Origin of the sequence: Enterobacter sp. ZOR0014 (assembly GCF_000798855.1) — a bacterium.
In the GTDB taxonomy this organism is placed as follows: Bacteria; Pseudomonadota; Gammaproteobacteria; order Enterobacterales; family Enterobacteriaceae; genus Enterobacter; species Enterobacter kobei.
Genome location: NZ_JTLF01000347.1, coordinates 1 through 14,684 on the forward strand (window position 1 = coordinate 1; position 14,684 = coordinate 14,684).

General features: G+C 55.7%; 9 protein-coding genes. 2 read left to right on the forward strand and 7 right to left on the reverse strand.

Translation table 11 applies throughout. From position 1 onward, the window contains the following. Nucleotides 1-166: 166 nt before the first annotated feature. The 5 genes from L977_RS19840 to efeU all read right to left on the reverse strand — a co-directional run bounded on the left by L977_RS19840 (nucleotide 167) and on the right by efeU (nucleotide 6,660). Nucleotides 167-1,672, reverse strand: a complete 1,506-nt coding sequence (locus L977_RS19840; protein ID WP_047626744.1) for an alanine/glycine:cation symporter family protein — start codon at nucleotides 1,670-1,672, stop codon at nucleotides 167-169. A gap of 406 nt (nucleotides 1,673-2,078) precedes the next feature. Continuing rightward, nucleotides 2,079-2,870: a phosphate starvation-inducible protein PhoH gene (gene phoH / locus L977_RS19845; RefSeq protein ID WP_014883322.1), complete on the reverse strand. Its 792-nt coding sequence runs from the start codon at nucleotides 2,868-2,870 to the stop codon at nucleotides 2,079-2,081. A 499-nt stretch (nucleotides 2,871-3,369) separates the two neighbouring features. Next, nucleotides 3,370-4,653: an iron uptake transporter deferrochelatase/peroxidase subunit gene (efeB, locus tag L977_RS19850; RefSeq protein WP_014883320.1), complete on the reverse strand. Its 1,284-nt coding sequence runs from the start codon at nucleotides 4,651-4,653 to the stop codon at nucleotides 3,370-3,372. Between the two features lie 5 nt (nucleotides 4,654-4,658). Next, nucleotides 4,659-5,786 carry an iron uptake system protein EfeO gene (gene efeO / locus L977_RS19855; protein WP_047626746.1) on the reverse strand — a complete coding sequence of 376 codons (1,128 nt, stop codon included), beginning with the start codon at nucleotides 5,784-5,786 and terminating at the stop codon, nucleotides 4,659-4,661. A 40-nt stretch (nucleotides 5,787-5,826) separates the two neighbouring features. Then, entirely contained in the window at nucleotides 5,827-6,660 is an 834-nt protein-coding gene (gene efeU / locus L977_RS19860; protein ID WP_047626747.1) for an iron uptake transporter permease EfeU, read from the reverse strand. 251 nt (nucleotides 6,661-6,911) lie between these two features. Here efeU and L977_RS19865 point away from each other — a divergent pair, with 251 nt between their 5' ends. Beyond that, entirely contained in the window at nucleotides 6,912-8,096 is a 1,185-nt protein-coding gene (locus tag L977_RS19865; RefSeq protein WP_023338238.1) for a NupC/NupG family nucleoside CNT transporter, read from the forward strand. Nucleotides 8,097-8,165: 69 nt separating this feature from the next. Here L977_RS19865 and L977_RS19870 read toward each other — a convergent pair whose 3' ends face one another. Further along, nucleotides 8,166-8,585, reverse strand: a complete 420-nt coding sequence (locus L977_RS19870) for a DUF3574 domain-containing protein (RefSeq protein WP_014883316.1) — start codon at nucleotides 8,583-8,585, stop codon at nucleotides 8,166-8,168. 117 nt (nucleotides 8,586-8,702) lie between these two features. Then, the gene (gene putP, locus L977_RS19875) at nucleotides 8,703-10,211 is read right to left on the reverse strand and encodes a sodium/proline symporter PutP (protein WP_047626749.1); all 1,509 of its coding nucleotides are present in this window, start codon (nucleotides 10,209-10,211) and stop codon (nucleotides 8,703-8,705) included. Nucleotides 10,212-10,633: 422 nt separating this feature from the next. Here putP and putA point away from each other — a divergent pair, with 422 nt between their 5' ends. Continuing rightward, entirely contained in the window at nucleotides 10,634-14,596 is a 3,963-nt protein-coding gene (gene putA, locus L977_RS19880; protein ID WP_014883314.1) for a trifunctional transcriptional regulator/proline dehydrogenase/L-glutamate gamma-semialdehyde dehydrogenase, read from the forward strand. Nucleotides 14,597-14,684: the final 88 nt, after the last annotated feature.

The following is a 14,684-nucleotide window of genomic DNA, read 5'->3' on the forward strand; positions in this document are numbered from 1 at the left end:
TGAGAGCTCGTACGAAAGTACGGGCTTTTTTCTTTTATATTCTCCAGCGGGGAATGAGAATCCCCGACCGGGGTTCGACAAAACCCGTAGGCCCGTGCAAGCGTAGCGCCGCCGGGCGAAACGTTGTCAGCAGTCTGAGCCCGTATTGCAATACGGGCTGTCACGATTAATTGCTCAGTTTCCCTGCGCTTTGCTCTCTCACGACAGAAGTCGTCTGCCCCGGATTCGCAGCCGGTTCATCCTTACGCTCTCCCAGCCAGTAATCGGCATTTTTAATTCCCAGTCGAACCGGATCAAACTGTGGATCCAGTCCCTGTGCATTCTGGGTTTCATAATCCTTAAGGCTGACAAAGGCTTTTTTATGTAAAAGTACAATGGCAATAATGTTAAGCCATGCCATCATCCCAACCCCAATATCCCCCAGTCCCCATGCCAGATCCGCGGTGCGGACGGTCCCGTACACTGTGGAAGCCATCAGACATAATTTGAGCAGGAATGTCAGCCAGGGACGGTGAATTTTACGGTTGATGTAGGCGATATTGGTTTCGGCGATATAGTAGTACGCAATAATGGTGGTAAAGGCGAAGAAGAACAGCGCAATGGCAACAAAGTAATTACCAAAGCCCGGCATCATACTTTCCATCGCCGTCTGAACATAGCCAGGACCTGCGGCCACGCCTGCAATCCCCGTATAGAGTGCAGCGCCATCGACGCCCTGAACATTATACAGCCCGGTGATCAGCAGCATAAACCCGGTCGCGGAGCAGACAAACAGCGTATCGATATAAACTGAGAAGGCCTGCACCAGCCCCTGTTTCACCGGATGGCTCACCGCTGCCGCAGATGAAGCATGCGGTCCGGTCCCCTGTGCCGCTTCGTTGGAATAGACGCCGCGCTTAACTCCCCACATAATCGCCTGACCCAGAATCGCGCCAAAGCCCGCTTCAAAGCCAAAAGCACTTTTCCAGATCAGCAGAATAACACCAGGAAGCTCGGTAATATTAATCGCGATAATAACGCAAGCCACAATAATATAGCCGAGTGCCATAAACGGAACGACCATACTGCTAAAACTGGCGATCCTTTTCACACCACCGAAAATAATAAAGCTTAACAGTACGGCAAGTAATGCCGCCGTGACATTGGGATCAAGCCCAAAAGCTATCTCCAGGCTGGCGCCAATCGAGTTTGCTTGAACCCCTGGCATTAATAAACCGCAGGAGAAAATGGTGACGACTGCAAATAACCATGCATACCATTTGACCCCTAATCCTTTTTCGATATAAAAGGCAGGACCGCCACGATATTCACCGTTGATTTTTTCTTTATAAACCTGGCCCAACGTAGATTCCACAAACGCTGAGCTGGCACCCAAAAACGCCACCATCCACATCCAGAAAAGTGCGCCCGGTCCACCGAAGGTGATTGCGGTGGCGACACCAGCAATGTTTCCGGTCCCTACTCGCCCTGCCAGCGTCATCGTCAGTGCCTGGAAAGACGATACCCCTGCATCGGTAGGACGCCCCTGGAACATCAAGGTAATCATATGTTTTATATGACGTAACTGCAAAAAACGACTACGTAATGAGAAATAGAGACCGACACCCAGACATAAGAATATTAACGCCGGGCTCCAGATAACACCGTTAATTGCACCAACCAGTTCGTTCATGTATGACCCTCAACGTGATGTTCCAGGGAAACGGTTCCCCATGGGATTTTCTTGTTAGAATGTTGTTTGAATCAGTACGAAACATAGATAATTACCCTCAATACACCAACTTAATTTTTACAACTTAGTAACATTATGTGACAACATTCACGTTTAAATTTGAACGAACAATTAGCGCGATCATGATATTCATGGGTATTTTGTGGATATTATAAATACGCATCACATTTCGCCAGGCGTGATAAAAACCCACCGATGAAATGAATACCGAAATGATGAATTCCGCACGACAGGCTATCTATTAAAAGATAACCAGGCGCGAGTAGAGCACAGGAATAAAAGAAGCTTCCCGGCAAGATGCCGGGAAGGGATTACTGAAGAAGGATAAAACGGTAATGTTTTACCTTCAGTCGGAATAGACTTGCAACGTCCGCTGACACAGTGCCGAACGCACGCAATCCTCTTTCGTGAAGCGTACCACCCCAATCATCTCATCTTCCTCAAAACGTGACATCGCGTCGCTCAGCCCGGATTTCACGCCGGATGGCAGGTCACACTGGGTAATGTCGCCGTTAACGATGACCGTCACGTTCTCCCCGAGGCGCGTTAAGAACATCTTCATTTGCGCAGCGGTCACGTTCTGAGCCTCGTCAAGAATGACGACCGCATTTTCAAATGTACGTCCGCGCATATAGGCGAACGGCGCGATTTCCACCTTGCCAATCTCTGGTCGCAGGCAGTACTGCATAAAGGATGCACCCAAACGCTTCACCAGCACGTCATAGACGGGTCTGAAGTACGGGGCAAACTTCTCCGAAATATCGCCGGGCAGGAAGCCGAGATCTTCATCCGCTTGCAGTACCGGACGGGTAACAATAATACGCTCCACGTCCTTATGGATCAGCGCTTCCGCCGCTTTGGCTGCACTGATCCAGGTTTTCCCGCATCCGGCTTCACCGGTTGCAAAGATGAGCTGTTTACTCTCGATAGCATTCAGGTAGTGCGCCTGAGCCTCATTGCGCGCCACAATTGGAGAATGATCACGGCTGTCTCGGGCCATGCCAATTGCTTCTACGCCACTCATCTGCACAAGCGAGGTGACCGATTCTTCTTCACGCTGTTTATGGCTACGTGAGTCCCGTCTCAGCACACGTTTTGCCTCGCGACGAGCTTTGATCACTGCTTTTTGTCTTCCCATGGATAGCACCTTGAGTTGTTGGTATTCATCACACGTGCCAGCGTCGGCACGATTATGCGCACGAACATCAGAGGGTTGGCTTCCTTGTAAGCCATTGCTTGCTTTATCAGATGACGATACAGAACGGCTACGCGCACCAGTCTGCACGTCGGTCGAATCAGATTCTTGAGGAGAGGGGGAGAATTTAGTGGTGAGGAAATCGCTGCCGGAGTCTGAGCCTCCGCGCCGGGTGCTGCGGTTGTTATGTTTACCTTGTCCAGTACAGGACGCAACCATTCGCGATCTCCATAGTGATTCAGCATCACTGCCGGGAACTACCGCTGTCTTATCTTAAGTACATCAGGAGTTATCATAAATGCAACATTTATTTTACCTGATTGCAACTTTTCAGACTGCTCCTGCAGCGGATTCAGTCTTATATAGAAATATTACAGAAATATAACAATATGTTTGTCATAGGAAAAAATAATGTCCCCGCGAACTCTCGCAGGGACAATTATCAGGCTTCAATCAGATCTTGCGCGAGATACGCGTTCCGGTCGCGCACGCCCGGCAGGGCAAAGAAGTAGCCGCCGCCGATGGGTTTTACATACTCTTCCAGCGCTTCGCCGTTTAAGCGCTTCTGCACGGTCAGGAAGCCCTTTTCAAGGTCATGCTGATAGCAGACGAACAGCAGCCCCATATCGAGCTGGCCTGCGTTGGTCACGCCGAGGGAGTAGCTGTAGCCACGACGCATCATCAGGCTGGACTGCGTCTCTTTGGTGCGCGGATTGGCGAGGCGAATATGGCTGTCCAGCGCAATCACATCGCCATTGGGATCGCGGGCATAGTCGGGCACATCATGCTCATGCGTCATACCGAGCGGCGCCCCGCTCTGCTTGTCGCGGCCGAAAATGGTCTGCTGCTCTTTCAGCGGCGTGCGGTCCCAGAACTCCACATGGAACTGGATAATGCGCACCGCCTGGTAGCTGCCGCCGACGGCCCACGCCGGTTCGCCCTGATCCGCTGTCACCCACACCACCTCTTTCATGAGCGCAGCATTGCTGCTGTCCGGGTTGGCCGTGCCGTCCTTAAAGCCCAGCAGGTTAACCGGCGTCTCTTTCCCTTTACTGCGCGCAGCGTGGTCAGAGATAAACCCTTCCCGCTTCCAGCGCACGCTGAGCAGATCCGGGGTGTGCTTGATGATATCGCGCAGGGCGTGGATCACCGTGTCCTGGGTATTGGCGCAAATCTGCAGGAGCAGGTCGCCATGACACAACCCCGCGTCGAGGGAATCGTTTGGAAAACGCGTCATTTTTTGCAGCGCTTTCGGCTTCTGCTTTGTCAGGCCGTAGCGGCCATCAAACAGCGACTCTCCGACCGACACGGTAATGGTCAGGTTATCGGGCGCGATAAACGCCCCGAGAATACCGGAGTCCATTGGCGGCAGGCGCGGATTCGGCGTGTCCGGCGCCGGTCCACCTGCGGTAAGAAACGCAATGCGTGCCGTCAGCAGGCGGAACAGACGTTCCAGATCGGCTTTATCGCTGGCCAGCGAATCAAAGGCCACCAGCATCATGGAGGCCTGCTGCGGCGTCAGAATGCCCGACTGATGATCGCCGTAAAAAGGCTGCGTCTCCATGCGGGCATTGGGGGACAGCGTGCCGGGTGCGCTTTGCGGTTTCGCCGCATGCGCCACCGGGCAGCCGCCTGCAAGGGCAAGCGCGCCGCCCAGCGCCCCTACCCCTTTTAACAACCGACGACGGGAAGGTTCTACCTCGTCGAACTTGCCATTCTTGTTCATCGTGCTTAGTCCAGACCCAGTACGCCGCGCAGCAGAGAGAGATCTTCCGCCAGGGCGGTAATCGGGCCTTTCAGCGCATTACGGTCGGCGTCGGTCAGCTTATCGTATGTTTCAAATCCGTCTTTGGTACGGTATTTCGCCAGAATGGTGTCGACTTTTTTGAAGTTGGCATCCACTTTTGCCAGCAGTTCGCTGTTCTCTTTCTGCAGCTGAGGACGCAGCAGATCGACAATTTTCTGCGCACCGTCGACGTTGGCCTGGAAGTCCCAGAGGTCGGTGTAGCTGTAGCGATCTTCTTCACCGCTGATTTTGCTTGCGGCCACTTCTTCAATCAGACCCGCCGCGCCGCCCACCACTTTTGACGGTGGGAAAGCCAGCTCGCTGATGCGCTTTTGCAGTTCCAGCACGTCGCCGTTCAGCTGTTCGGCGTATTTTTCCATCCCTTTGGTGGTGTTGTCGCCAAACAGGGCTTTCTCCAGACGGTGGAAGCCGGTGAATTTCGGATCGGCGGCCTTCTGCTCGAAATCATCTTCGCGGGCGTCAATGCTGCCATCAAGGTCAGAGAACAGCTCGGCAATCGGCTCGATGCGCTCGTAGTGCTGACGAGCTGGTGCATAAAGGGATTTGGCTTTTTCGATATCACCGGCTTTCACCGCATCGGTAAAGGCTTTCGTGCCCGCCACCAGATCTGCCGTCTCTTTGGTAACGTATGCTTTGTAAGCGGTAATCGCGTCACCCAGGCTCAGCACTGCAGCGCCTTTCGCCGCATCCGCCGTCGCTTCACCTTTAACGATCAGCTTACCCTTAGGATTGGTCAGCAGACCGCAGGTCATTTCATACTCGCCCGGCTGCAGGTTGGCGGTCATCTTCTGGCTGAAGCCAGGGGCGATATTTTCACGCTCTTCGACGACCAGTACCCCTTTCAGGATCTCCCACTCCAGCGCCTTCTGGCTGTGGTTCTGAATAATGAACTGGGTTTTACCGCTGTTCACCGTGAGGGTCATCGGCTCGCACTGCTTGTCATTGACGGTCACTTTGACCTGAGGAACATCGGCCCCCCAGGCGGAAAATGCGGAAGCGAACAGCGCGGCAATGCCTGCGCATAACGCACTACGACGGAACTGAATTGCCATGACTCTTCCCTTTAAAAGTATGTTGTAAATAAATCAACTATTACGGCGCGACGCGCGTCGCCTGTGTGCCGGTACGCGGCGGCATCGCAAACAACACCAGCGCCGGCACCAGATAAATAAAGTACATCGCCACTTCGCTCACGCTCGGTGTCTCCTGGTAACCGAAGATACCTTCGAGCAGAGTGCCGGTCAGAGAGTGTGTGGAGAGGACATTGCTGAGATCAAACGCCACGTCCTGGAATTGGTTCCACAGGCCCGCTTCATGAAAGGCGCGGATCGCCCCAGCCGCCAGCCCCGCGGCGACCAGCAGAATAAACAGGCTGGTCCATTTGAAGAACGCCCCCAGGTTAAGGCGAATACCGCCCCAGTAGAGCAGGAAACCCAGCACGACGGCCGTTGCCAGCCCCAGCACTGCCCCCAGCGGCGGCCAGATGCCTACGTCCTGCTGGAAGGCGGCCAGCAGGAAGAAGACCGATTCCAGCCCTTCACGCGCCACCGCAAAAAAGACCATCATGATCAGCGCCCAGCCGTGATGGTTGCCTTTTTGCAGGGCGTTATCCACCGCCTGCTCCAGCTGGACTTTCACATTGCGGGAGACCTTACGCATCCAGAACACCATCCAGGTCAGGATCACCACCGCAATGACGGCGACGATCCCCTCAAACAGCTCTTGCTCTTTCTGCGGGAACTCGCCGGTAGTTTCGTTGATCAGGATACCCAGGCCCAGGCAGAGCGCCGCGGCGAGGAACACGCCAATCCACATGACGCCTATCCAGCGTCCGCGCTGGGTTCGCTTCAGATAACTGGCGATAAGGCTGACAATCAGAGCCGCTTCGAGCCCTTCACGTAACATAATGAGAAATGGAACAAACATGCCGACACCTTAAATGTTTATCGCGGTCAACTGATGCAAAGAAAGGTAAATTCTTGTGATAGTGATTATCATTACGCCGAGAAGAAAAACAAGCGAAATGTGGGATGTTTTGATGACGAGTTGTAAACGCGAAGCCTGATAATAGTTGTCAACGTAATCATTACGTTTATAAGTTATAACGAAAATGCCCGTTTACGGTTAATCAGCGCTGTGGCTAAATATCTGCCTCGAAAACCAAGTGAAAATAAACCATGTTTAAGATTATCCATTTCCTGCTGGCGCTGGTGATTATTCTTGCGCTCGCCTGGCTGGTGAGTTTCGACCGCCGAAAAATTCGCATTCGTTATGTTTTACAGCTGATTGTTATTGAAATTGCCCTGGCGTTCTTTTTCCTGCACGCCGAAAGCGGGTTATTCCTGATTAAATACGTTTCTGGCTTCTTTGAATCCCTGCTGAAATTTGCTGGCGAAGGCACCAATTTTGTCTTTGGCGGAATGGGTGAAAAAGGGCTGGCGTTCATTTTCCTTGGCGTGCTTTGCCCGATTATTTTTATTTCCGCTTTGATTGGTATTCTCCAGCACTGGCGGATCCTGCCGATTTTTATTCGGCTTATCGGGACGCTGCTGTCAAAACTGAACGGTATGGGCAAGCTGGAATCGTTTAACGCGGTGAGCTCGCTGATCCTCGGCCAGTCGGAAAACTTCATTGCCTACAAAGGCGTGCTGGGGGATCTCTCCTCGCGCCGTCTGTTCACCATGGCTGCGACCGCCATGTCGACCGTTTCCCTGTCGATTGTCGGCGCTTATATGACCATGCTCGACGCCAAATTTGTCGTTGCGGCGCTGATCCTGAACATGTTCAGCACCTTCATTATTCTCTCCGTCATCAATCCGGTGCGTCCGGAAGCGGAGCCGGATATCAAGCTGGAAAAACTGCATGAATCCCAGAGCTTCTTCGAAATGCTCGGGGAGTATATTCTGGCCGGTTTTAAGGTAGCGATGATTATTCTGGCGATGCTGATTGGCTTTATCGCGCTTATTAGCGCCGTTAACGCCCTCTTCTCCAGCGTATTCGGCATGAGCTTCCAGCAGATTTTGGGTTATGTGTTTTATCCGCTGGCGTGGCTCATCGGTATTCCGCTGAGTGATGCGCTCAACGCCGGCAGTATTATGGCAACCAAGCTGGTGGCAAATGAATTTGTGGCGATGATTGAGCTGCAAAAAATTGCCCATCAGATGTCACCGCGCGGGCTGGGCATTTTATCCGTCTTCCTGGTGTCGTTCGCTAACTTCGCGTCTATTGGTATCGTCGCAGGCGCCATCAAGGGCCTGAACGAGCGGCAGGGGAACGTGGTTTCGCGGTTTGGTCTGCGCCTGGTGTACGGCGCGACGCTGGTGAGCCTGCTGTCGGCGAGCTTTGCGGGATTAGTGTTGTAAGTTTTGTGCGGTTTGTGCCCGGTGGCGGCTACGCCTTACCGGGCCTACAAAACTATCCCGCCATTTTGCTTAAAACTGCACGCACACCGGCTGATCGACCCGCATCACCGACTCCTGCGCGAAGCGAGATTTATAAATCCCGCGCAACGCTTCGATATTCTTCTCGCTCTGCGCGTCTTTACCGTGGATCAGCATCAACGCTTTGCTCGGCTCGCGCGCCACTTTCCCGTCATTCCCCAGCCACTGGCCACGTGCATCAAACACCGTTAAGCCGTCCCGAAAGCGCGGCGTCACGTCCTGGTCAACAAACTGCTGCCACTCGTTGCCGGTGATCTGCGCTCCGGCCGGACGATTCAGTCCGAAATAAAGCGTGGTTTGCTGCATCTGGTTATCTGCTTTGCAGGTCTCCATTGCCGCGTGTTGCGCGGGTGCGTTGCAGCCTGCGAGCATCAATAATGCCGCCGCCATAAGCCCTGTTTTGATGGTCATTGTTCGCTATCCTCATTGTTATAAGTGCAGCGATATCAACGTAATTTACGCATTTTGGCAAGAAAAAAGCCGGGTCGCGCTAGCGCTTACCCGGCTTACAGGAGGGAATAGGTTTTTTTACTCAGCCTGAAGCTTCGTCGGTGGTGCAGTGTGGTAGTGCGCGTCCGCTTCCGCAAAGCGTTTCTGCATGGAGGCAGACGGTGCTTTACCCAGTAGGCTGAACACCACAATACCGATGCTGCCGAAGATGAAGCCCGGGATGATTTCGTACAGACCCAACCACGCGAACTGCTTCCAGACGATAACGGTCACCGCTCCGATGATCATCCCCGCCAGCGCGCCGTTGCGGGTCATGCGTGACCACAGAACGGAGAAGAGAACCACCGGACCAAACGCCGCACCAAAGCCCGCCCACGCATAGCTCACAAGACCCAGAACGCGGTTATCAGGATTGGCCGCCAGCGCGATGGCAATCAGCGCCACTAACAGCACCATAAAGCGCCCGACCCATACCAGCTCTTTCTGGCTCGCACCTTTACGCAGGAAAGCTTTGTAGAGATCTTCGGTAATCGCACTGGAGCAGACCAGCAGCTGGCAGCTCAGGGTCGACATCACCGCCGCCAGAATTGCGGAGAGCAGAATACCGGCAATCCACGGGTTAAACAGGATTTGCGCCAGCTCGATGAACACGCGCTCGGCGTTCTGGTTCACCGCACCTGCCTGCGCCGGGTTATTGTTGAAGTAAGCGATGCCGAAGAAGCCAACCGCACAGGCACCCGCCAGACAGAGGATCATCCACGTCATACTGATACGACGGGCATGAACAATCGTGTGGTGAGAGTCAGCGGCCATAAAGCGCGCCAGAATGTGCGGCTGACCAAAGTAGCCCAGACCCCAGCCCATCAGAGAGACGATGGCCACGAAGTTCAGCCCTTTCAGCATGTCGACGTTTTCAATGCTCTTCTGCTTGATCACTTCCAGCGATTCACCGAAGCCGCCAACGGTGAAAATCACAATCACCGGGGTCAGGATCAGGGCGAAGATCATCAGGCTCGCCTGCACGGTGTCGGTCCAGCTTACCGCCAGGAATCCGCCCACGAAGGTATAGAGAATGGTCGCCGCGGCACCTGCCCACAGCGCGGTTTCATAGCTCATGCCGAAGGTGCTCTCAAACAGACGCGCGCCCGCCACGATGCCGGAAGCACAGTAGATGGTGAAGAACAGCAGAATCACCACCGCGGAGATAATGCGCAGAATACGGCTGTTATCTTCAAAACGTCCGGTGAAGTAATCCGGCAGCGTCAGGGCGTTGTTGTTCGCTTCGGTATGCACGCGCAGACGGCCTGCTACCAGCTTCCAGTTGATCCACGCCCCAAGGGTCAGGCCGATGGCAATCCAGCTTTCAGAGATACCGGAGATGAAAATCGCGCCCGGTAACCCCATCAGCAGCCAGCCGCTCATATCGGATGCGCCCGCAGACAGCGCGGTCACCATCGGGCCTAAACTGCGGCCGCCGAGAATGTAGTCGTCAAAGTTCTTTGTTGAACGCCATGCCAAAAACCCTATCAGGATCATGCCAAAAATATAAACGAGAAATGTCACCAGCATCGGTGTGCTAATAGCCATTCAAATTCTCCAAAATGTCGAGCGACAACCGTCCGGGTTGCCTTGTTATGTCATCACCGGAACGTAGTGATGTGTGTATGTGTTTCCATTGGGCGCGCTATCCTGCCGTATGCGCATCCCGCTGACAAACGATTTAACACTGCATTTACATCAAATTCATCCCCGGTTTGATACGAGTTTCCTATAGGTTGCACTCGCTCACACTTATACGGGTTGCACCTTTTAAAATTGTTAAGTACCGCATAAAAACAGGCTTCTCATGTAGAAGCCAGCGCTTTTTTCCAGCTAACCAATCATTAACAATCCATTCATTTTCTGGGTTGCAAACCAGGTCACATTTAACACGGTTGCACAAAGTTGCAACATGGTGGATATTTCATGCCATCTACAAAACGCGATTACAGAACAACAGGAGTTTTGGCATGGGGATGACCACCATGGGGGTTAAGCTGGATGACGCTACCCGCGAACGGATTAAAACCGCAGCGACCCGCATTGACCGCACACCGCACTGGTTAATCAAGCAGGCGATTTTTAACTATCTGGAAAGACTGGAGAGCGACGAAGGCCTGCCAGAACTGCCTGCCCTGCTGGCGGGTGCCGCCAATGAAAGCGAGGATGCACCCGCCGCTGGTGACGAAAGCCACCAGCCGTTCCTCGAATTCGCCGAGCAGATCCTGCCGCAGTCCGTCAGCCGTGCCGCCATTACCGGCGCTTACCGTCGTGCCGAAACCGACGCCGTGCCGATGCTGCTGGAGCAGGCCCGCCTGCCGGAAGCCATTGCCGCTCAGGCGCACAGCCTGGCGTATCAGCTGGCCGACAAGCTGCGCAACCAAAAAACCGCCACCGGCCGCGCCGGGATGGTGCAGGGTCTGCTGCAGGAGTTTTCCCTCTCTTCACAGGAAGGCGTGGCGCTGATGTGTCTGGCGGAAGCGCTGCTGCGTATTCCGGATAAAGCCACCCGCGACGCGTTGATCCGCGACAAGATCAGCAACGGCAACTGGCATTCGCACATTGGCCGCAGCCCGTCCCTGTTCGTTAACGCCGCCACCTGGGGCCTGCTGTTTACCGGCAAACTGGTCTCAACCCATAACGAAGCCAACCTGTCACGCTCTTTGAACCGCATCATCGGTAAGAGCGGCGAGCCGCTGATCCGCAAAGGCGTGGACATGGCGATGCGCCTGATGGGCGAGCAGTTCGTGACCGGCGAAACCATTGCCGAAGCGCTGGCGAACGCCCGCAAGCTGGAAGACAAAGGTTTCCGCTACTCGTATGACATGCTCGGTGAAGCGGCCCTGACTGCCGCCGACGCGCAGGCCTACATGGTCTCTTATCAGCAGGCGATCCACGCCATCGGTAAAGCCTCTAACGGCCGCGGTATTTATGAAGGTCCGGGTATCTCTATCAAACTGTCCGCCCTGCACCCGCGCTACAGCCGCGCGCAGTACGACCGCGTGATGGAGGAACTTTACCCGCGCCTGAAATCCCTGACCCTGCTGGCGCGCCAGTATGACATCGGCATCAATATCGACGCCGAAGAGGCCGACCGTCTGGAGATCTCCCTCGATCTGCTGGAAAAACTGTGCTTCGAGCCAGAGCTGGCGGGCTGGAACGGCATTGGCTTCGTTATCCAGGCGTACCAGAAGCGCTGCCCGTTCGTCATTGATTATCTGATTGACCTGGCAAGCCGCAGCCGTCGCCGCCTGATGATCCGCCTCGTGAAAGGCGCCTACTGGGACAGCGAAATCAAACGCGCCCAGATGGAAGGTCTGGAAGGCTATCCGGTCTATACCCGTAAGGTCTACACCGACGTCTCTTACCTCGCCTGTGCGAAAAAACTGCTCGGCGTGCCGAACCTGATCTACCCGCAGTTCGCTACCCATAACGCCCACACCCTGGCGGCAATCTACAGCCTGGCGGGTCAAAACTATTATCCTGGCCAGTACGAGTTCCAGTGCCTGCACGGCATGGGTGAACCGCTGTACGAGCAGGTGACCGGTAAGGTAGCGGATGGCAAGCTGAACCGCCCATGCCGCATTTATGCGCCGGTAGGTACGCACGAAACGCTGCTGGCGTACCTGGTGCGTCGTCTGCTGGAAAACGGCGCGAATACCTCTTTCGTAAACCGCATCGCCGACACCACGCTGCCGCTCGACGAGCTGGTGGCCGATCCGGTGCAGGCCGTTGAGAAGATGGCGGCCCAGGAAGGTCAGATTGGTCTGCCGCATCCGAAGATTGCCCTGCCGCGCGAGCTGTATGGCGCAGGCCGCGTCAACTCTGCGGGTCTGGACCTGGCGAACGAACATCGTCTGGCGTCCCTCTCCTCTGCCCTGCTCAACAGCGCGCTGCAGAAATGGCAGGCGAAACCGATCCTTGAGCAGTCCGTCGAGGACGGTGAAATGCAGCCGGTTATCAACCCGGCAGAGCCAAAAGATATCGTCGGCTATGTACGCGAAGCCACCGAAGCGGAAGTGGATCAGGCGCTGGACAGTGCGGTCAACAACGCGCCAATCTGGTTTGCCACCCCGCCGCAGGAGCGTGCCGCCATTCTGGAGCGTGCTGCCGTGCTGATGGAAGATCAGATGCAGTCGCTTATCGGCATTCTGGTGCGTGAAGCGGGTAAAACCTTTAGCAACGCTATCGCCGAAGTGCGTGAGGCCGTGGACTTCCTGCACTACTACGCGGGTCAGGTGCGCGATGACTTCGATAACGAAACCCACCGTCCGCTCGGACCGGTCGTGTGTATCAGCCCGTGGAACTTCCCGCTGGCTATTTTTACCGGCCAGATTGCCGCCGCCCTTGCCGCAGGTAACAGCGTGCTGGCCAAACCGGCAGAGCAGACCCCGCTGATTGCCGCGCAGGGCATCAACATTCTTCTGGAAGCCGGCGTACCTGCGGGCGTGGTCCAGCTGCTGCCAGGCCGTGGCGAAACGGTCGGCGCTAAACTGACCTCCGATAACCGCGTACGCGGCGTGATGTTTACCGGCTCGACCGAAGTTGCCTCTCTGCTGCAGCGCAACATTGCTACCCGTCTGGATGCGCAGGGTCGTCCTACCCCGCTCATCGCGGAAACCGGCGGCATGAACGCCATGATCGTTGACTCCTCTGCCCTCACCGAACAGGTGGTGGTCGACGTGCTGGCCTCGGCGTTCGACAGCGCCGGTCAACGCTGCTCCGCCCTGCGCGTACTGTGCCTGCAGGATGACGTGGCCGACCACACGCTGAAAATGCTGCGCGGCGCGATGGCCGAATGCCGTATGGGCAACCCGGGGCGTCTCACCACCGACATCGGCCCGGTGATTGACGCGGAAGCCAAAGCCAATATCGAAAACCACATCCAGACCATGCGCGCCAAAGGCCGTCCGGTGTTCCAGGCGGTGCGTGAGAACAGCGAAGATGCCCGCGAGTGGCAGACCGGCACCTTCGTGCCGCCAACGCTGATTGAGCTGGCAAGCTTCGACGAGCTGAAAAAAGAGGTCTTCGGTCCGGTGCTGCACGTGGTGCGTTACAACCGTAACAACCTTAATGAACTGATCGATCAGATCAACGCCTCCGGCTATGGCCTGACGCTTGGCGTACACACCCGTATCGACGAAACCATCGCGCAGGTGACCGGCAGCGCCAAAGTGGGCAACCTGTACGTTAACCGCAACATGGTCGGCGCGGTCGTGGGCGTGCAGCCGTTCGGCGGTGAAGGTTTGTCCGGCACCGGTCCGAAAGCGGGCGGTCCGCTTTACCTGTACCGTCTGCTGGCGAACCGTCCAGAGAACGCGCTGGGCGTGACGCTGGCACGTCAGGACGCAGACTATCCGGTCGACGCGCAGCTGAAAACCGTGCTGACGCAGCCGCTTGAAGCGCTGATCGCCTGGGCGGAAAAACGTCCTGAACTGCGTGCCATTGCGCAGCAGTACGGCGAGCTGGCGCAGGCTGGCACGCAGCGTCTGCTTCCGGGGCCAACCGGCGAGCGCAACACCTGGACGCTGATGCCGCGCGAGCACGTACTCTGCGTAGCGGATAACGAGCAGGATGCGCTGGTACAGCTGGCTGCCGCGATGGCAACCGGATGTGAAGTGCTGTGGCCGGAAGATGCGCTGCATCGCGACCTGGCAAAACAGCTGCCAAAAGCCGTTTCAGCCCGCATTCGCTTCGCGAAGGCCGATGCGCTGCTGACGCAGCCGTTTGACGCCGTGATTTATCACGGTGATTCCGACCAGCTGCGCGAACTGTGCGAACAGGTGGCGGCCCGCAGCGGGGCGATTGTTTCGGTACAGGGCTTTGCGCGTGGGGAAACCAACCTGCTGCTGGAGCGTCTGTACGTGGAGCGTTCGCTCAGCGTCAACACCGCGGCGGCGGGCGGTAACGCCAGCCTGATGACCATCGGTTAATTGTGTAAACTCTCCCCGGTGGCGCTACGCTTACCGGGGCTACAAAGAATCGTAGGCCGGATATGCATAGCGCATCCGGCTTATGTTC

Excerpts from the sequence above, each read along its gene's own strand:
- efeO (WP_047626746.1), bottom strand. The coding sequence starts at position 5,786 with ATGGCAATTCAGTTCCGTCGTAGTGCGTTATGCGCAGGCATTGCCGCG.
- putA (WP_014883314.1), top strand. The coding sequence starts at position 10,634 with ATGGGGATGACCACCATGGGGGTTAAGCTGGATGACGCTACCCGCGAA.
- efeB (WP_014883320.1), bottom strand. The coding sequence starts at position 4,653 with ATGAACAAGAATGGCAAGTTCGACGAGGTAGAACCTTCCCGTCGTCGG.
- L977_RS19865 (WP_023338238.1), top strand. The coding sequence starts at position 6,912 with ATGTTTAAGATTATCCATTTCCTGCTGGCGCTGGTGATTATTCTTGCG.
- L977_RS19870 (WP_014883316.1), bottom strand. The coding sequence starts at position 8,585 with ATGACCATCAAAACAGGGCTTATGGCGGCGGCATTATTGATGCTCGCA.
- putP (WP_047626749.1), bottom strand. The coding sequence starts at position 10,211 with ATGGCTATTAGCACACCGATGCTGGTGACATTTCTCGTTTATATTTTT.
- L977_RS19840 (WP_047626744.1), bottom strand. The coding sequence starts at position 1,672 with ATGAACGAACTGGTTGGTGCAATTAACGGTGTTATCTGGAGCCCGGCG.
- phoH (WP_014883322.1), bottom strand. The coding sequence starts at position 2,870 with ATGGGAAGACAAAAAGCAGTGATCAAAGCTCGTCGCGAGGCAAAACGT.
- efeU (WP_047626747.1), bottom strand. The coding sequence starts at position 6,660 with ATGTTTGTTCCATTTCTCATTATGTTACGTGAAGGGCTCGAAGCGGCT.